The sequence below is a fragment of the Ureibacillus endophyticus genome, assembly GCF_003628435.1.
GTDB lineage: Bacteria > Bacillota > Bacilli > Bacillales_A > Planococcaceae > Ureibacillus > Ureibacillus endophyticus.
Window position 1 is genome coordinate 1 of record NZ_RBZN01000061.1, and the last position, 16,889, is coordinate 16,889.

Consider the following 16,889-nt stretch of genomic DNA (forward strand, 5'->3'; position numbering starts at 1 on the left):
CGTGGGTTCGACTCCTATCGCCGGCATCCTTTCTGGAGGGGTAGCGAAGTGGCTAAACGCGGCGGACTGTAAATCCGCTCCTTCGGGTTCGGCGGTTCGAATCCGTCCCCCTCCACCATCTACTTTAAAGTAGGGGCATAGTTCAACGGTAGAATAGAGGTCTCCAAAACCTTTGGTGTGGGTTCGATTCCTACTGCCCCTGCCAATATCTGTTTGAACTTATTACACGATGGCGATTGTGGCGAAGTGGTTAACGCATCGGATTGTGGTTCCGACATTCGTGGGTTCGATTCCCATCAGTCGCCCCATTAAATTAAATTAAATTAAATAATTTTAAAATATTGGGGTATAGCCAAGCGGTAAGGCAACGGATTTTGATTCCGTCATGCCTAGGTTCGAATCCTAGTACCCCAGCCATTTAGCGCCCGTAGCTCAATTGGATAGAGCGTCTGACTACGGATCAGAAGGTTGTGGGTTCGACTCCTGCCGGGCGCGCCAAATATATTATTTTGGGGCCTTAGCTCAGCTGGGAGAGCGCCTGCCTTGCACGCAGGAGGTCAGCGGTTCGATCCCGCTAGGCTCCACCAATAAAAAAATTAAATAATATTATCGCGGGGTGGAGCACGAACGAATCAACTTCGTAGCGATGCTTCAGCGTAACGATTTCGCAAACATCTTGAATTCACTAAACGAAATCGTGACGGTTCAAATGAAAACTATATGCGTAATACAATATTTTAATTTTAGAATATAATATTTCCGCGGGGTGGAGCAGTTCGGTAGCTCGTCGGGCTCATAACCCGAAGGTCACAGGTTCAAATCCTGTCCCCGCAACCAAATGGTCCCGTGGTGTAGCGGTTAACATGCCTGCCTGTCACGCAGGAGATCGCCGGTTCGATCCCGGTCGGGACCGCCATTATTGCGGGTGTAGTTTAATGGTAAAACCTCAGCCTTCCAAGCTGATGTCGTGAGTTCGATTCTCATCACCCGCTCCAATTGGGGCCTATAGCTCAGCTGGTTAGAGCGCACGCCTGATAAGCGTGAGGTCGATGGTTCAAGTCCATTTAGGCCCACCATGTATTATTCCGAAGTAGCTCAGTGGTAGAGCAACCGGCTGTTAACCGGTTGGTCGTAGGTTCGAGTCCTACCTTCGGAGCCATGGCCCGTTGGTCAAGTGGTTAAGACACCGCCCTTTCACGGCGGTAACACGGGTTCGAATCCCGTACGGGTCATAAAATTTAATTCCCAGGAGGATTAGCTCAGCTGGGAGAGCACCTGCCTTACAAGCAGGGGGTCGGCGGTTCGAGCCCGTCATCCTCCACCATATTATGCCGGTGTAGCTCAGTTGGTAGAGCAACTGACTTGTAATCAGTAGGTCGTGGGTTCGACTCCTATCGCCGGCACCATTATTTAGAGCCATTAGCTCAGTGGTAGAGCATCTGACTTTTAATCAGAGGGTCGAAGGTTCAAGTCCTTCATGGCTCACCAGTTTTATATTGCGGGTGTGGCGGAATTGGCAGACGCACTAGACTTAGGATCTAGCGCCGCAAGGCGTGGGGGTTCGACTCCCTTCACCCGCACCATTTAATTAAATCATAAATTTTTAGCACATGCGGAAGTAGTTCAGTGGTAGAACACCACCTTGCCAAGGTGGGGGTCGCGGGTTCGAACCCCGTCTTCCGCTCCAAATGTGCCGGGGTGGCGGAACTGGCAGACGCACAGGACTTAAAATCCTGCGGTAGGTGACTACCGTACCGGTTCGATTCCGGTCCTCGGCACCATTAATTTGAGCGTTTGGCTACGGTTAAAGATATATGTGGTTTCTAACGCCCGGGAATTTTGCGGGAAGTAGCTCAGCTTGGTAGAGCACTTGGTTTGGGACCAAGGGGTCGCAGGTTCGAATCCTGTCTTCCCGACCATCCAATATCAATTTAGATGTTAAATAATGGGGCCTTAGCTCAGCTGGGAGAGCGCCTGCCTTGCACGCAGGAGGTCAGCGGTTCGATCCCGCTAGGCTCCACCAAAATTAGAATATACAATATGGCGGCGTAGCTCAGCTGGCTAGAGCGTACGGTTCATACCCGTAAGGTCGGGGGTTCGATCCCCTCTGCCGCCATTTATTAAAAGTGGAGGAATACCCAAGTCCGGCTGAAGGGATCGGTCTTGAAAACCGACAGGCGGGTTAAACCGCGCGGGGGTTCGAATCCCTCTTCCTCCGCCATCTTATTTAAATAGTTAGTAATAATGGTCCCGTGGTGTAGCGGTTAACATGCCTGCCTGTCACGCAGGAGATCGCCGGTTCGATCCCGGTCGGGACCGCCATAAAGTGGGTCGATAGCTCAGTTGGTAGAGCATTTGACTGAAGCTCAAAGTGTCGGCGGTTCGATTCCGTCTCGACCCACCATTTCTAAATATTCCGAAGTAGCTCAGTGGTAGAGCAACCGGCTGTTAACCGGTTGGTCGTAGGTTCGAGTCCTACCTTCGGAGCCATTTTGGGGAAGTACTCAAGAGGCTGAAGAGGCGCCCCTGCTAAGGGTGTAGGTCGGGTAACCGGCGCGAGGGTTCAAATCCCTCCTTCTCCGCCAGAAAGCATAATATTCTGGCCCGTTGGTCAAGTGGTTAAGACACCGCCCTTTCACGGCGGTAACACGGGTTCGAATCCCGTACGGGTCATAAAAGTAAAAACATGAAGGCTATATGAAAGTTCACTATGAACTCTCATATAGCCTTTTTTGTGTACCTAGAAACCTATGTAATTGTAACATTGATGAACTTACAATAACTACCGCTACTAATAAACTGCAGAAATACTTACTTATATAATAGCCTTTTCCTCTAAATTCACTTTATTGTTCGTTCAAAATTAATTCTGTTTAATAAATATTAACTAAAAGGAAATGGATGTCATTTTAAATGCATACATTCCTTGCTGAATAAGAAATATAAGCTATTACATCTAAAACTCCTATTGCATATGATAAGAGAAGGAAGCCCAAGTTTGTTAAAAAATTTTATTATATATTGTCTTTTTGTAAAGAACGGATTATAATGAAAATCATTAAAGATGTTGATATATCAACGATTTTGTGTATTTTTAGAATGGACAATTGTTTTTCATCAGAGGAGGCGACAACATGAAAAAAATAATGGTAACGGGTGCTTTAGGTCAGATTGGATCTGAGTTAGTTGTAAAGTTACGTGACATTTATGGAGAAGATAATGTTTTATCAACGGACATACGTAAGGATACGAATGTTGGAGGACCATTTGAAATTCTGGATGTAACAGATGCGGATCGTATGTATGAACTTGCGAAGCAGTTTGGTGCAGATACGCTTATCCATATGGCTGCTTTACTTTCTGCAACGGCAGAAAAAAATCCGTTATTTGCATGGAATCTCAATATGGGCGGTTTAATGAATGCATTAGAAGTATCGAGAGAATTAGATTTACAATTTTTCACACCAAGTTCAATTGGTGCCTTTGGACCGACAACTCCGAAAGATAACACGCCACAAGACACACTTCAACGTCCTACAACGATGTATGGAATCAATAAAGTTGCTGGGGAACTATTGTGCGACTATTATTATACTCGTTTTGGAGTTGATACAAGAGGCGTTCGTTTTCCAGGATTGATTTCATATGTGACGCCACCTGGTGGGGGAACGACCGATTATGCAGTAGATATCTATTATAAGGCAGTTGAAAATGGAAGTTATACATCTTATATTGCAGAAGGTACGTATATGGATATGATGTATATGCCAGATGCTCTGCAGGCGATAGTTGATTTAATGGAAGCAGATGGTTCAAAGTTAAAACATCGTAATGCATTTAATATTTCAGCTATGAGTTTCGAACCTTCTCAAATTGCTGATGAAATTCGAAAACATATTCCCTCATTTAAAATAAGATATGATGTGGATCCTGTTCGTCAAAAAATTGCAGATAGCTGGCCGAATGCAATTGATTCTTCAGCAGCGGTAGAAGAGTGGGGATTCAAAGCTGAGTTTGATTTAGAGAAAATGACGATTGATATGTTAGATAAGCTAAAACAAAAATTTAGAAAAATATCATAAAAGTTGGCTAGGAGAAATTGAATTCTCCTAGCCTTATTTTATTATTTATTTAACATTTCAAATACTTGCTCTACATCTTTATCGCCACGCCCTGATACATTGACAATAATGCTGTCTTCAGGCGAAAGTGTTGGAGCAAACTTTAAAGCATATGCAACAGCATGAGAACTTTCTAATGCTGGGATAATTCCTTCTACGCGAGAAAGTGTTTGGAAAGCATCAAGCACCTCTTCGTTTGTTACCGTTACATACTCACCACGACCCGTTGAATGTAAATGTGCATGTAAAGGACCAACGCCTTGATAGTCAAGACCTGCTGCGATTGAATTCGTTTCTAGCAAGTTGCCTTCCTCGTCTTGTAAAACATAGCTTTTGAAACCATGGAAGACAGCAGGGGAACCTTTTGATAGTGTAGCAGCGCCTGCGGGTTCAACACCGATTAAACGGACTTCTTGATCTTCTTTATAGTGGGCAAAGGCACCCGCAGCATTACTACCTCCACCAACAGCTGCAATAACAGCAGTAGGGAGTTTACCTTCCTTTTCTAAATGTTGAGCACGGCTCTCTTTACTAATAATTGATTGGAAATGTTCAACCATTTCTGGGTAAGGAGTAGGGCCAACAGCAGAACCAATTAAATAAAACGTATTTTTATAATTTGCCACTAAGTCTGCGAAAGCCTCGTCTACAGCTTCTTTTAATAAACCTTGGCCTATATCGATGGCAACAACTTTTGCACCTAAAAGCTCCATGCGGAAAACGTTTAATGCTTGGCGTTTTGTATCTTTTGCCCCCATATAAATGGTACATTCCATTCCAAACATTGCACATGCTGTAGCAGTAGCAACACCGTGTTGACCAGCTCCAGTTTCCGCAATAACACGTTTTACACCCATACGTTTAGCTAATAAAATTTGACCTAACACATTGTTAATTTTATGAGATCCTGTGTGATTTAAATCTTCACGTTTTAGGTAGATTTTCGCGCCACCTAATTGTTTCGTTAAATTTTCAGCGAAGTATAGGGGATTTTCACGGCCAACGTATTCGCGTAGATAATATTTCAATTCCTCATTAAATTCTGGGTCGTTTTTATATTTTTCATATTGCTCACCAATGTACTCTAAAACTTGTTGTAAATCTTCCGGAACAAAGCTACCACCAAAATCTCCGTAATATCCATTTTTAATTGCTACTTGACTCATTTAGAAATCAACTCCTATATTCATTGATTATTTTACTGTAGCTACTTTTGAAGCTTTAACTAATTCTTCAATTGTTGCCCAATCATTAGCAACTAAACTATCGACAATTTTACTGCCGACAATAACACCACTAGAAAAGTCGCTAAAGCTTTTCACATGTTCTGGTGTTGAGATTCCAAATCCCGCTAACACAGGTGTATCTGAATATTCTTGAATTTTTTTGAAATGTTCTTCTAGTTTACTAGCAAAACTTGAGCGAGCGCCGGTAATTCCGTTGACAGTGACAGCATAAATAAAACCTTCACTTGCTTTCGTTAATCGTTCAATGCGTTCAGGAGTACTTGTTAAAGAAACTAGTTGTACAAGAGCAATGTCGTTAGCCTTTAAAGCAGTGTAGACAATATCTCTTTCTTCTAGAGGCATATCTGGAATAATGATGCCTTTTATACCTGCAAGCTTCGCATCTTCTGAAAATTTTTCAATCCCATAAGCTAAAATCGGATTTAAATAAGTCATTGCTACAAGAGGGACTTTGATATGCTCCGAAAAACTTGTTAACGTTTCGATTACTTTACGTAAAGTTGTACCGTTAGCTAAAGCTCGTTCACCAGCACGTTCAATAGTTGGTCCATCTGCTACAGGATCCGTAAAAGGAATACCCACTTCGATTGCCGTAACACCAAGTTCCTGTAGTTTTAAGATAGTAGGTTGTAATTTTTCTAATCCCCCGTCTCCCGCCATGATATAAGGAATAAATGCTTTATCACCTTTAGCAGTAGTGGAAAGGATAGCTTCTTTTAATTGACTCATGCTAGGTCACCTCCAAGGGCAGCAGAAATGGTATGAACATCTTTATCACCACGACCAGATAAGCAAATAACAAGAATTTCATCAGGTGACATCGTTTTTGCTAACTGTGATGCGTAATATACTGCGTGGGAACTTTCTAATGCAGGTAAAATTCCTTCAGTACGACAAAGCATTTTTACACCTTCTAGAGCTTGATCATCTGTGACGCTATCAAAAATAGCACGGCCCGTTTCATGGAGATGACAATGTTCTGGTCCAACACCTGGGTAGTCAAGTCCTGCCGAGATACTATGGGCTTCTGTTACAAACCCGTTTTCATCTTGTAATAAATACATAAAGGCACCATGAAGTACACCAGTTTGGCCTCCTTGAATGGCAGCAGCATGTTTTCCTGTTTCAATTCCTTGCCCAGCCGCTTCTACACCATATAAAGCAACTTCAGTATCTTGTACGAAAGGATAGAACATGCCAATTGAGTTACTGCCTCCACCAACACATGCAACAATTGCATTAGGAAGACGATTTTCAAGTTCAAGAAATTGAGCTCTTGTTTCATCTCCAATTACACGTTGGAAGTCACGAACAATTGTAGGGAATGGGTGAGGACCCAATGCAGACCCTAAAATATAGTGAGTGTCATCGATATTTGTAACCCAATGACGCAATGCTTCGTTTACAGCATCTTTTAATGTGGCAGAGCCTTTCTCAACAGCAACTACCTTTGTGCCGAGTAATTCCATTCGAAATACGTTTAATGCTTGGCGCTTTACATCTTCTGCCCCCATATAAACGATACATTCTAAGTTAAGAAGGGCACAAGCTGTAGCAGTAGCAACACCGTGTTGACCAGCCCCTGTTTCAGCAACAATTTTTTTCTTGCCCATACGTTTTGCTAATAGTGCCTGACCTAAAGCGTTGTTAATTTTGTGAGCACCTGTGTGATTTAAGTCTTCACGTTTTAAATAAATTTTTGCTCCACCACAAGCTTCTGTTAATCGTTCAGCAAAATAAAGGGGAGTTTCTCGACCAACGTAATTTTTTAAATAGTAACGAAGCTCCTGCTGAAAAGACTCATCATTTTTAAATTTGTCATAAGCTTCTTCTAATTCTTTTAATGCTGTCATTAATGTTTCAGGAACGAACTGACCTCCAAATCGGCCAAATCTACCTTTTACTTCTGTTGTCATCTGTTGTTCACTCCTTCTAATTTCGCTGCTTTAATAAATTGTTCAATTAAATTAGAATCTTTCACACCTTCACGTTCGACACCGCTTGAGACGTCCACGCCAAATGGTTGCACTTGTTCAATGGCACGCCCTACATTTTCACTATTTAAACCGCCTGCTAAAATGACGCGTTCTTTTGGGATAGAAAGCTTATCAAGTAAGGACCAATCGAAAACTTTACCACTGCCACCAGCGAAATCAGTACCTGGTGCATCGAATAAGTAGTAATCTACTTTATATTTACTTGCTTTTTCAACATCTTCATAAGTACGAATCGAAAGGGCCTTAATAGATGGGTAACCTAACTTAAAAATAAAATCAGGGTCCTCATTGCCATGGTATTGCACATAATCAAGTCCCACTACATCAACAGCTTCTCGTACTTGTTCCTCAGTGGGATTAACGAAAACACCAACTTTTTTTACATGAGAGGGAACAAGATTCGCAAGTTCTGCAGCCCGTTCAATTGATATTTGTCTTTTACTCGGTGCAAACATAAAACCGATCCATGTAGCACCAGCATCAACAGCAGATAGTACATGTTTTTCTTCTTTTAAACCGCAAATTTTCACCTTAACCATTACTTCACATCCTCTACGACAAAGGGAAGGGGAACTTGTAATGAAGTTAATGCTTCTTCTACATTTCCGCTTCGCATTAATGATTCACCAACTAATACACCGCGAGCACCCACTGCAGCAACTCTTTTGGCATCTTCTACATCCCAAATCCCACTTTCACTAATAAATGCAATGTCATTACGAGCATTAATTTTTGCTGCCAATTTTTCAGTTTGGGCAAGGTCAAGATTGAATGTTTTTAAATCACGATTGTTAACCCCGATAATTTTTGGATTAATAGCAAATGCGCGGTCAAGTTCTTCATCGTTATGAACTTCCACTAAAACATCCAATCCTAAAGTGGTCGCATAATCATACAGAGCCTTTAGCTTATCATCGGGCAATGCAGCAACAATTAATAAAATCACAGATGCACCTGCTGCTTTTGCATAATCAATTTGGACTTCGTGAATGATAAAGTCTTTATTTAAAAGCGGGATATTTACGTTGTTTGCAATATCAGCTAAATCTTGAAATGATCCTTTAAAAAATTTATCTTCAGTTAAAACAGAAATACAAACGGCGCCTGCTTGTTCATACTTTTTTGCTTGTTCAACTGGGTTTGCTCCTTCATTGATTAATCCTTTAGAAGGAGAAGCACGTTTCATTTCAGAAATCACTTGTAACGTATCAGATTTACGTAAAGCGTCGTACAACGAAATGCGTGATATTGATGCCACATTAAAATTTGGTTCGTTTGCAAGTAGCTGTGGAATTAAGGTTTCTTTATATTCTAAGATTGTTTGTAAAATCGTCATTTACACTGCACGCTCCTTTAAAATCGATTGGCTAAATTCCACAATTGCTTCAAGTTTTTGAAGTGCTTTACCAGAGAAAATGCTTTCTCGAGCCATGTCAATTCCTTCTTTAACTGTAGCTGCTGTACCATAAGCGAAGAAACCAAGACCTGAATTAAGTAAAACGGCATCAAAATACGAACTTTGTTTTCCCTTTAATAAATCTCTTAAAATTACCGCATTATCTTCTGGGGTACTGCCAATAAGTGCGCTTATTGGGGCAGGGGAGAGACCAAGATTTTCGATATTAAGTGAAAATGGTTTGATTTCACCATTTTCTAATAATGCAAGCTTATTTTCAGAACTTAGTGAAGCCTCATCCATCCCATTAGCACCTGATACTACAACTGCGCGTTCACGTCCTAATAAACGTAAAACTTTCGCGTAATCTTCTACTAAGTCAGGACGATTAATACCAACAAGTTGGGCTTTTAAATTAACTGGATTTGTAAGTGGACCAACCATATTAAAGATTGTTGGTTTTCCAATTTCTCTACGAATTTCACCGATGCGTTTTAGTTTCGGATGGACACCTGGTGCAAAGAGAAAGGCAATCCCTTGTTGTTTAATTAATTCAACAGATTCTGAGACCGTGAAATCATAATGAATGCCTAAAGCTTGTAATACGTCTGAGCTACCGGAATTACTGGATATTTTACGATTGCCATGTTTTGCAACTTGCACATTATTTGCAGCAAGAACGAATGCTGATGTTGTACTAATATTAAAAGTTTTTAAACCATCTCCACCTGTTCCGCAGTTATCTAAATAACGACCTTCTGGAACTGGTACTTCCACCGCGTTTGCTTTCATCACAGTTGCAAGACCAGCAATTTCTTCAGCTGTTTCACCTTTTTCACTTAAAGCTAAAAGAAATGATTTAATTTGTTCTTTTGGAGTATTATCATCAAAAACGATTTCTGCAGCTTGAACCATTTCATCAAAAGATAAACTTTCTTTTGCATTTACTCGACTAGTGAATAATTGGATACCCATAATTTGTCCTCCTATATTTTGGATTTAGCAGGTAAGGAATAAGGGTAGCTCTTAGAACAAATAAAAAAGTCCTCTACAAAGGGAAAATCCCATTTGTAGAGGACGATTTGCACCGCGTTGCCACCTCTGTTGAAGTAAAAATTACTTCCACCTTGGCGTGTATTTTCATGAATTGAATCACGAAAAACACTTCCTTGTAACGTAGGAAAGACGTCAACTAACAATGAAAGCTAGTTGCTCTCATAAGGCCCATTCACGCAATTGTCCGCACTAGTTTACACCAACCACTAGCTCTCTTTAACGTCCAAAATGCGCTACTATTCTTATTCATCAATTTACTCTGCTATTCTCATCTAAACTCTGCTTTGCTCTGACGGTGGTCGCGCTCCCGCAACCTGCTACCGTATCCGAACAATTTGTTAATAGTATTCTAGACTTAACTTTTCACGATGTCAATGTTTTCAGAAAAGTTTTACAACGAAAATAAAAAACCGACAGACATAAAGTCTATCGGTTCTAACGTTAAATTAAATCTTTGAAATTTAAACGTTTATTTAAAAGGTGCATAATTGGCACACCAATAATAAGCACAACAAATTCACCCACTGCACATGTTAACCATGTCCATAAAAATGGTAATTCTAAAGCAAGATTTAATTCAAGGGCGATTATAAACATCGTCACTGTAAATAAAAATGAATTTATAACCATGCGGACTAAAGTATTTTTCACATACTTACAAATCAAAATAAAGATTGCAAGAGTGATAATAGAGTGTCCTACTCCAAAAATTAAATCATAGATGCCTAGTGGTGAGAATAAATTTGCGATAAATACGCCTATTACAACACCAAGCATGTAGCGTGGATTGAATGCTACTAAATGATTAAACATTTCAGATACACGGAATTGAATTTCCGTAAATCCAAATGGGGCAACTAGCATTGTTACTGCAATATAAAGAGCAGCAATAATCCCCGTTGTTGCTAAAAACTTTACTTTCATATTCACTTCTCCTTAGTTTTTTTTCGTGGGATGGTTTCGAACCACGGTGAATGAACACAAAGTAATATATTATAATAGATTGTCACATATGTCAAATTCCTATCAATATAGTGTGAAATTTACCAATATAGAAAAATGTCGAAATATTGTCATAATGAATTACTTTTTTGATATAGTTAAATGCTAAAATAAACATTATAGTTTAGCGATTTAAAGCGATAAATTGGTATTATAGAGAAACTATTTGACTATTAAATCATTTCAGAAGATTGCCAAAGTTGGTTGACTATTAAATAAGTACAATGTAATATATCGATAAACTCTAATTTTTTCGAATTGTTTAATAGATTCGAAAAATTTTAAAGGATTTTGTGAATAAAAAGTCGGGGGGAAAAAGACACATGAAAAGTAATGTGAAAAAACTTTCATTCTTACTTTTTGGTCTAGTACTTTTACTAGCTGCGTGTGGTGGTAGCGAAAAATCTACTGACAATGCAGAACAAAGTACAGATACTGAAGGTACAGAAGAAGCAAAAACATTTAAAGTTGGTATTACACAAATCGTTGAGCATCCATCATTAGACGCTGCTACTGACGGTTTCAAAAAAGCACTTGAAGACGCTGGTTTACAAGTAGAGTTTGTTGAAGAAAACGCTCAAAACGATCAAAGTATGAATACAACAATTGCACAAAACTTAGTAAATGAAGGTGTTGATTTAATTTTTGCAAACTCAACTCCATCAGCTCAAGCGGTAAAAGGTGCAACTTCTGATATTCCTATCATCTTCACATCTGTAACAGATGCTGTTGGTGCACAATTAATCGATTCAATGGAAGCTCCTGGTGGTAATGTTACAGGTACAGTAGATTTACATCCTGATACAATTGCAAACACAGTAGCATTCTTAAAAGATGAATTAGGTGCTAAAACAGTTGGTACTGTTTATAACACTGGTGAACAAAACTCAGTAGCTCAAGTAGATCAAGTTCGTGCTCTATTAGAAGAGGCTGGTTTAAAATTAGAAGAAGCAGCAGTTTCAACATCTGCTGAAGTAAAACAAGCTACAGAATCTTTAATCGGTAAAGTTGATTCTTTATACATTATCACTGATAACACGGTTGTTTCTGCCCTTGAATCAGTAGTTGAAGTTGCAGAAGGAAACAAATTACCATTAATGGTTGGAGAACTAGATTCAGTAAAACGTGGCGCTTTAGGTGCTTACGGTTTCGAATACTATGATATCGGTTATGAAGCTGGTCAAATGGCTGTGAAAATTTTAAATGGTGAAGCTACACCTGCAGAAATTCCATCAGCTTACCCAGCAAACTTAAAATTACTTATGAATAAGGCTACTGTTGAGAAATTAGGTCTTGAAGTAAAAGACTCTTGGAATGCAGAGTTTTTTGAATAATAAAGTTAGTAAGGAGAGATGATTCATTATGTTTGCAGCATTGTTCGGTTCAGTTGAGCAAGGAATCATCTATGCAATTATGGCACTCGGGGTGTACCTAACATTCCGAGTGTTAGATTTTCCGGATTTAACGGTTGATGGCAGCTTTGTTACGGGAGCATCTACAGCAGCAATGATGATCGCATTAGGTTATAACCCGATACTAGCTACATTAATGGCAATTGTTGCTGGATTTATTGCAGGATGTATGACTGGTCTTTTACACACGAAAGGTAAAATAAATCCACTCCTTTCAGGTATTTTAATGATGATTGCATTGTATTCAATCAATCTACGTATAATGGGGTTATCTGCAGAAAATGCAATTGTAAAACCAAATATTCCACTCATGAATACTGATACGATTTTTTCACAATTTCAAAGTTTTTGGAGTAATTTAGGCATTGATACAGCGTTAACAAATTTCATTAAAAATACGTTAGGTTTTCAAACAGCTCCATCTACATGGGGAACAATTTTAGTAGTGCTTATTATTACACTCATCATCAAGTTTATTGCAGATTGGTTCTTAAAAACAGAAGTTGGTCTTGCAATCCGTGCAACAGGTGACAACAAACGAATGATTCGAAGCTTCTCAGCAAACACGGATTCGTTAATTGTGTTAGGTCTTGGAATTTCAAATGCCCTAGTTGCATTTTCTGGAGCTTTAATCGCTCAATATTCAAAGTTTGCCGATGCAAATATGGGGATTGGGATGATCGTTATCGGTCTAGCATCTGTTATTATCGGTGAAGCTATTTTCGGAACAAAGACAATCTTCCGCACAACAATTGCAGTTATTGCAGGGGCTATTATTTACCGTATTATTTATGCGATAGCTCTTCGTATCGATTGGTTAGATACATCTGATATGAAATTAATCACTGCAGTAATTGTTATTTTAGCGTTAGTTCTTCCGCAGTTCATTGATAAACGACGTGAGAAGAGAAGAAAGCTAAAAAGACGGGCAGAACGTCTTGGAGAGCAAAACATGGCGCAAGGGGGGAATCACCTTGCTTAAATTGGAAGGTATTAATAAAATCTTTAATGAAGCAACACCCGATGAAAAGATTGCTTTAGACAATATTAATTTACATTTAGCACCTGGTGATTTTGTAACAATAATCGGGAGTAACGGTGCTGGAAAATCAACAATGATGAACATGATTTCAGGGGCGCTAACACCTGACTTTGGAACAGTATCCATTGATGGGAATGATGTTACGAGACTTCCTGAGTATAAACGATCTCATTACATTGGCCGCGTTTTCCAAGATCCAATGGCCGGTACTGCACCTTCAATGACAATTGAGGAAAACGTAGCGATTGCATACTCAAGAAATGCTAAACGTAGATTACGTTTTGGTTCGAATCGTGAACGCCGTGATTTTTTCAGAACATCTTTGGAAAAATTACATTTAAATTTAGAAAATCGTTTAAATGCGAAAGTAGGTATGCTTTCAGGTGGGGAAAGACAAGCGTTATCTCTACTAATGGCAACGTTTACAAAACCTGACATCCTACTGTTGGATGAACATACGGCTGCCCTAGACCCATCTCGTGCTGAATTAATTACAAATTTAACGAAGCAACTTGTTGAAGAAGGGAACTTAACAACTTTAATGGTTACCCACAACATGCAACAAGCGATTGATTTAGGAAACCGCCTTATCATGATGGATAAAGGTCAAATCATTCTATCAATTGATGAGGATAAAAAGCCATCATTAACAATCCCAGACCTAATGAACGAGTTCGAGAAAATCCGTGGTGAAAAAATGAACTCAGACCGAGCGTTGTTGGGATAATAGAATAATAGTGTCGCACCTCAGTTGTTAGGGAACTAACACTGGGGTTTTTTTATGCCAAATTTATTTTATGGAAGAAAGGTAATTGTTTTGAGGAGTGTTGATATTGCTTGGATTTCTGTGAGATAGCTATGTTTATCGAGAGAGTGAAAATTGGTTTTTAGAAAAGGGAATAGGGGCAAATCTGAATTTTGGCATTTTGACCAAATAGAGCTTACTTAATAAAATTTGGACAAGGAGGGAGAGAGATGATTGTTTTACAAAGGGAAAAGCCTAATAATCTAATATTATTAGAGAGTATTTTACGTAGATTACCAATGGAAGATGAAGAGTATGAGTATTATAAAAATCTCTATATAACCACTAAGCATGGATTCGAGGGAGAAATTCGTGTTGATCGAGAATGGGGAGAAATCATCGTGCCTTCAAATCATTATTTATTCCATAACTATGAAACGGAAAATGAAGTGAATCATTCCCATCAAATCGATACTATATTTATTTGTAGGAATTTTATTTTACTATTAGAGATTAAAAATATTGGAGGGCAAATCGACTTTGACCAAAAGAAGCATCAATTTATTAGAACACGTTTAGATGGAACAAGAGCGGGCTTTTCTAATCCAATTAACCAAATTGAACGTCATGTCAGATTCTTTAAACGAATGATTTGGAACTGGAATATTGCTTTACCTGTTGAGTATGCGATTATCCTAGCTCAGCCTACAACAATTATTGGAGATGTACCATCGGAAATAGCGATTTTTCATGTAAGTGGACTACAAACTCATATCTATCATTTATTTTCGAAGTATAACTATAATCAAATTTCTGACCAAGAATTAGAATGCGTAAAAAAGAAGTTACTTGAAATGAGGAAGCCTAAAGAATGGGATGTAAATGTTGATCGCAATAAATTAAGAACTGGTGCACTGTGTAAACGGTGTCTCTATAAATTCGTAATGGAGTTTAAACATGGACAATTTGTCTGTCCAGTTTGTAAAACCAAAACAAAGGAATCGTTATATGAGGCATTGCTTGATTATCGTAATTTACATGATGTTTGGATTTCAAATAGCGAGTTTAGAAATTATTTATACATTGAGTCACGGTATGCTGCGAAACGATTAATTATTGACTTGAAATTAGAGTATAGAGGTTTTAGAAGAGATAGACAGTATAAGATACCTAGAAATATTTTAGCTAAATTTGAAAAGCTCCCATAAATCTTAAAAAAGCGCCCATAAACCCAAATAAATAAAAACGCACCCGAAACCAACTCCGAGTGCGCTAAGCTAAATATTAAACCAATAATCCAAACAGCGTGCTGTCTTTGTTTACTTCCTTAAATTCAAAACCGTTAGTACGCATACGTTCGATTAATCCCTGATAGTCTTCTGGTTTGCTAACCTCGATACCGACTAATGCAGGGCCAGATTCTTTGTTGTTTTTCTTAGTATATTCAAATGTTGTAATATCATCATTTGGACCAAGAACAACCGTTAAAAATTGGCGTAAAGCTCCTGCGCGTTGAGGGAAGTTTACGATGAAGTAATAAAGTAACCCTTCAAATAATAAAGACTTTTCACGGATTTCTTGCATACGGCTGATATCATTGTTTCCACCCGTAATAATTGCTACTGCAGTTTTCCCTTTAATTTCATCTTTATATAAATCAAGAGCGGCTACTGGAAGGGCACCAGATGGCTCAGCAACGATTGCGTGTTTATTATATAAATCAAGAATCGTTGTACTTACTTTGCCTTCTGGAACAAGAACGATATCGTCTAAATACGTACGGCAAATTTCATACGTAGTTTGTCCAACACATTGTACGGCTGTACCATCGCAGAATTTATCAATTTTCCCTAAAGTTGTAGGGCCATCATTTTCAAAGGCTGCTTTCATACTTGCAGCACCAGCTGGCTCAACTCCGATTACTTTACTGTTAGGTGATAAGTTTTTTACATATGATGCAACGCCAGACATTAGACCGCCGCCACCAATACCACCAAATAAGAAATCAATCGGTGCTTCAACGTCATTCATAATTTCTACAGCAACCGTCCCTTGACCCGCAATGATATCTAAATCATCAAATGGATGGATAAAGATCATGTCGTGTTCTTCACAATAGTCCATAGCTGCAGCTGCAGAATCGTCAAATGTATCTCCAGCTAGAATAATCTCTACATTGTTTCGACCGAACATGCGAACTTGGTCTACTTTTTGTTTTGGTGTTGTTAAAGGCATAAAGATTGCACCTTTAATTCCTAAGTGAGCACATGCAAAGGCTACACCTTGTGCGTGATTTCCAGCACTTGCACAAACAACTCCACTAGTGCGAGCAGCGTCTTCTATTTTTTTTATTTTATAATAAGCACCGCGCAACTTAAATGAACGAACATGTTGTAAATCTTCACGTTTAATATAAATATTTGCACCGTACTTTTCAGATAAATAGTCATTTTTTTGAAGTGGTGTATGTACAACAACATCTTTTAATAGATGATGTGCAATTAAAATATTTTCCACTGCAAATGTTTTTGAGTCAACTTCCATTTTTTTGTTACCCCCGTACTATAGGTTTCAATTGGTAGAACTTTCAAAAAACTTTTTGTTTTGAAAGTTTTATTATATTTAAAATATTTTATAATTCTAACACAGATATCACGCTTTTTTCACAAATATTTATTGAATTCAAAAAATTTAATCGATGTAAACGCTTTATTGTGAACGAACTTTTAACTTTACATAATTGTGGAAGAAAAACATACTAACATTAGTAGTACAAACCAAGGCCATGGTTTGTGCTACTATTTTTTTATAGTAGAAGTGAAGGAAAGTCGAACAGCTCCAGGGACGTATGAGAGTCCGTAAAAAAAACCG

At 38.8% G+C, this 16,889-nt stretch carries 13 protein-coding genes, 27 tRNA genes, 1 riboswitch and 1 other annotated feature; of the genes, 32 read left to right on the forward strand and 8 right to left on the reverse strand.

What is annotated here, in order from left to right:
* Positions 1–34 precede the first annotated feature (34 nt).
* The 28 genes from D8M03_RS15775 (at position 35) to D8M03_RS15910 (ending at position 4,082) form a co-directional block, all read left to right on the forward strand.
* Positions 35–118 (forward strand) — tRNA-Tyr (locus tag D8M03_RS15775).
* 13 nt (positions 119–131) lie between these two features.
* A tRNA-Trp gene (locus tag D8M03_RS15780) sits at positions 132–205 on the forward strand.
* Positions 206–232: 27 nt separating this feature from the next.
* A tRNA-His gene (locus D8M03_RS15785) sits at positions 233–308 on the forward strand.
* Between the two features lie 34 nt (positions 309–342).
* Positions 343–417: transfer RNA gene (locus tag D8M03_RS15790), tRNA-Gln, on the forward strand.
* Between the two features lie 4 nt (positions 418–421).
* Positions 422–498, forward strand: a tRNA-Arg gene (locus D8M03_RS15795).
* Between the two features lie 13 nt (positions 499–511).
* A tRNA-Ala gene (locus tag D8M03_RS15800) sits at positions 512–587 on the forward strand.
* 173 nt (positions 588–760) lie between these two features.
* A tRNA-Met gene (locus D8M03_RS15805) sits at positions 761–837 on the forward strand.
* 3 nt (positions 838–840) lie between these two features.
* Positions 841–916, forward strand: a tRNA-Asp gene (locus D8M03_RS15810).
* A gap of 5 nt (positions 917–921) precedes the next feature.
* A tRNA-Gly gene (locus D8M03_RS15815) sits at positions 922–995 on the forward strand.
* Positions 996–999: 4 nt separating this feature from the next.
* Positions 1,000–1,076, forward strand: a tRNA-Ile gene (locus D8M03_RS15820).
* 8 nt (positions 1,077–1,084) lie between these two features.
* Positions 1,085–1,159, forward strand: a tRNA-Asn gene (locus tag D8M03_RS15825).
* A gap of 1 nt (position 1,160) precedes the next feature.
* Positions 1,161–1,232, forward strand: a tRNA-Glu gene (locus D8M03_RS15830).
* A 16-nt stretch (positions 1,233–1,248) separates the two neighbouring features.
* A tRNA-Val gene (locus D8M03_RS15835) sits at positions 1,249–1,324 on the forward strand.
* A gap of 6 nt (positions 1,325–1,330) precedes the next feature.
* Positions 1,331–1,406: transfer RNA gene (locus tag D8M03_RS15840), tRNA-Thr, on the forward strand.
* A gap of 7 nt (positions 1,407–1,413) precedes the next feature.
* A tRNA-Lys gene (locus D8M03_RS15845) sits at positions 1,414–1,488 on the forward strand.
* 10 nt (positions 1,489–1,498) lie between these two features.
* Positions 1,499–1,583, forward strand: a tRNA-Leu gene (locus D8M03_RS15850).
* Between the two features lie 29 nt (positions 1,584–1,612).
* Positions 1,613–1,687, forward strand: a tRNA-Gly gene (locus D8M03_RS15855).
* A 5-nt stretch (positions 1,688–1,692) separates the two neighbouring features.
* A tRNA-Leu gene (locus D8M03_RS15860) sits at positions 1,693–1,781 on the forward strand.
* A 61-nt stretch (positions 1,782–1,842) separates the two neighbouring features.
* Positions 1,843–1,919, forward strand: a tRNA-Pro gene (locus tag D8M03_RS15865).
* Positions 1,920–1,947: 28 nt separating this feature from the next.
* Positions 1,948–2,023, forward strand: a tRNA-Ala gene (locus D8M03_RS15870).
* Positions 2,024–2,042: 19 nt separating this feature from the next.
* Positions 2,043–2,116: transfer RNA gene (locus D8M03_RS15875), tRNA-Met, on the forward strand.
* Positions 2,117–2,128: 12 nt separating this feature from the next.
* Positions 2,129–2,221 (forward strand) — tRNA-Ser (locus D8M03_RS15880).
* 25 nt (positions 2,222–2,246) lie between these two features.
* Positions 2,247–2,322: transfer RNA gene (locus tag D8M03_RS15885), tRNA-Asp, on the forward strand.
* 6 nt (positions 2,323–2,328) lie between these two features.
* Positions 2,329–2,404: transfer RNA gene (locus D8M03_RS15890), tRNA-Phe, on the forward strand.
* Positions 2,405–2,415: 11 nt separating this feature from the next.
* Positions 2,416–2,490 (forward strand) — tRNA-Asn (locus D8M03_RS15895).
* Between the two features lie 4 nt (positions 2,491–2,494).
* A tRNA-Ser gene (locus D8M03_RS15900) sits at positions 2,495–2,585 on the forward strand.
* Positions 2,586–2,601: 16 nt separating this feature from the next.
* Positions 2,602–2,673: transfer RNA gene (locus tag D8M03_RS15905), tRNA-Glu, on the forward strand.
* Positions 2,674–3,134: 461 nt separating this feature from the next.
* On the forward strand, positions 3,135–4,082 hold the full coding sequence (locus D8M03_RS15910) for an L-threonine 3-dehydrogenase (protein ID WP_121215781.1): 948 nt from the start codon (positions 3,135–3,137) through the stop codon (positions 4,080–4,082).
* Between the two features lie 41 nt (positions 4,083–4,123).
* On the opposite strand, the gene trpB (D8M03_RS15915) is transcribed toward D8M03_RS15910, so the two are convergent.
* From trpB (D8M03_RS15915) to D8M03_RS15945, 7 genes are all read right to left on the reverse strand, one after another.
* Positions 4,124–5,287: a tryptophan synthase subunit beta gene (gene trpB / locus D8M03_RS15915; RefSeq protein WP_121215782.1), complete on the reverse strand. Its 1,164-nt coding sequence runs from the start codon at positions 5,285–5,287 to the stop codon at positions 4,124–4,126.
* A 27-nt stretch (positions 5,288–5,314) separates the two neighbouring features.
* Positions 5,315–6,097, reverse strand: coding sequence for a tryptophan synthase subunit alpha (gene trpA / locus D8M03_RS15920; protein WP_121215783.1), 783 nt, complete (start codon positions 6,095–6,097; stop codon positions 5,315–5,317).
* Positions 6,094–7,284 (reverse strand): tryptophan synthase subunit beta, encoded by a 1,191-nt coding sequence (gene trpB / locus D8M03_RS15925; RefSeq protein WP_121215784.1) that lies wholly within the window; start codon positions 7,282–7,284, stop codon positions 6,094–6,096. The genes trpA and trpB (D8M03_RS15925) overlap by 4 nt, the downstream gene beginning before the upstream one ends.
* Positions 7,281–7,904, reverse strand: coding sequence for a phosphoribosylanthranilate isomerase (locus D8M03_RS15930; protein WP_121215785.1), 624 nt, complete (start codon positions 7,902–7,904; stop codon positions 7,281–7,283). Before D8M03_RS15930 ends, trpB (D8M03_RS15925) begins: the two co-directional genes overlap by 4 nt.
* Complete coding sequence (gene trpC / locus D8M03_RS15935; RefSeq protein ID WP_121215786.1) at positions 7,904–8,701, reverse strand: indole-3-glycerol phosphate synthase TrpC; 798 nt, start codon at positions 8,699–8,701, stop codon at positions 7,904–7,906. Before trpC ends, D8M03_RS15930 begins: the two co-directional genes overlap by 1 nt.
* Positions 8,702–9,736 carry an anthranilate phosphoribosyltransferase gene (trpD, locus tag D8M03_RS15940; RefSeq protein WP_121215787.1) on the reverse strand — a complete coding sequence of 345 codons (1,035 nt, stop codon included), beginning with the start codon at positions 9,734–9,736 and terminating at the stop codon, positions 8,702–8,704.
* 95 nt (positions 9,737–9,831) lie between these two features.
* Positions 9,832–10,076, reverse strand: a binding site (T-box leader).
* Between the two features lie 182 nt (positions 10,077–10,258).
* Positions 10,259–10,741 carry a QueT transporter family protein gene (locus tag D8M03_RS15945; RefSeq protein WP_121215788.1) on the reverse strand — a complete coding sequence of 161 codons (483 nt, stop codon included), beginning with the start codon at positions 10,739–10,741 and terminating at the stop codon, positions 10,259–10,261.
* 6 nt (positions 10,742–10,747) lie between these two features.
* Positions 10,748–10,792: riboswitch (PreQ1 riboswitch) on the reverse strand.
* 350 nt (positions 10,793–11,142) lie between these two features.
* Here D8M03_RS15945 and D8M03_RS15950 point away from each other — a divergent pair.
* From D8M03_RS15950 to D8M03_RS15965, 4 genes are all read left to right on the forward strand, one after another.
* On the forward strand, positions 11,143–12,153 hold the full coding sequence (locus tag D8M03_RS15950; RefSeq protein ID WP_121215789.1) for an ABC transporter substrate-binding protein: 1,011 nt from the start codon (positions 11,143–11,145) through the stop codon (positions 12,151–12,153).
* A gap of 28 nt (positions 12,154–12,181) precedes the next feature.
* Positions 12,182–13,213, forward strand: coding sequence for an ABC transporter permease (locus D8M03_RS15955; protein WP_121215790.1), 1,032 nt, complete (start codon positions 12,182–12,184; stop codon positions 13,211–13,213).
* Positions 13,206–14,000 carry an ABC transporter ATP-binding protein gene (locus D8M03_RS15960; protein ID WP_121215791.1) on the forward strand — a complete coding sequence of 265 codons (795 nt, stop codon included), beginning with the start codon at positions 13,206–13,208 and terminating at the stop codon, positions 13,998–14,000. The genes D8M03_RS15955 and D8M03_RS15960 overlap by 8 nt, the downstream gene beginning before the upstream one ends.
* Before the next feature lie 248 nt (positions 14,001–14,248).
* A complete protein-coding gene (locus tag D8M03_RS15965; RefSeq protein ID WP_121215792.1) occupies positions 14,249–15,226 on the forward strand; it encodes a nuclease-related domain-containing protein in 978 nt (325 codons plus the stop codon).
* Positions 15,227–15,302: 76 nt separating this feature from the next.
* Here D8M03_RS15965 and ilvA read toward each other — a convergent pair whose 3' ends face one another.
* Positions 15,303–16,562, reverse strand: coding sequence for a threonine ammonia-lyase IlvA (gene ilvA, locus D8M03_RS15970; protein WP_121215793.1), 1,260 nt, complete (start codon positions 16,560–16,562; stop codon positions 15,303–15,305).
* Between the last annotated feature and the right edge of the window lie 327 nt (positions 16,563–16,889).

Coding starts and splice junctions, on each gene's coding strand:
- D8M03_RS15955 (WP_121215790.1), top strand. CDS start 12,182: ATGTTTGCAGCATTGTTCGGTTCAGTTGAGCAAGGAATCATCTATGCA.
- D8M03_RS15950 (WP_121215789.1), top strand. CDS start 11,143: ATGAAAAGTAATGTGAAAAAACTTTCATTCTTACTTTTTGGTCTAGTA.
- D8M03_RS15910 (WP_121215781.1), top strand. CDS start 3,135: ATGAAAAAAATAATGGTAACGGGTGCTTTAGGTCAGATTGGATCTGAG.
- trpA (WP_121215783.1), bottom strand. CDS start 6,097: ATGAGTCAATTAAAAGAAGCTATCCTTTCCACTACTGCTAAAGGTGAT.
- D8M03_RS15945 (WP_121215788.1), bottom strand. CDS start 10,741: ATGAAAGTAAAGTTTTTAGCAACAACGGGGATTATTGCTGCTCTTTAT.
- trpC (WP_121215786.1), bottom strand. CDS start 8,701: ATGACGATTTTACAAACAATCTTAGAATATAAAGAAACCTTAATTCCA.
- D8M03_RS15965 (WP_121215792.1), top strand. CDS start 14,249: ATGATTGTTTTACAAAGGGAAAAGCCTAATAATCTAATATTATTAGAG.
- trpD (WP_121215787.1), bottom strand. CDS start 9,736: ATGGGTATCCAATTATTCACTAGTCGAGTAAATGCAAAAGAAAGTTTA.
- D8M03_RS15930 (WP_121215785.1), bottom strand. CDS start 7,904: ATGGTTAAGGTGAAAATTTGCGGTTTAAAAGAAGAAAAACATGTACTA.
- ilvA (WP_121215793.1), bottom strand. CDS start 16,562: ATGGAAGTTGACTCAAAAACATTTGCAGTGGAAAATATTTTAATTGCA.
- trpB (WP_121215784.1), bottom strand. CDS start 7,284: ATGACAACAGAAGTAAAAGGTAGATTTGGCCGATTTGGAGGTCAGTTC.
- trpB (WP_121215782.1), bottom strand. CDS start 5,287: ATGAGTCAAGTAGCAATTAAAAATGGATATTACGGAGATTTTGGTGGT.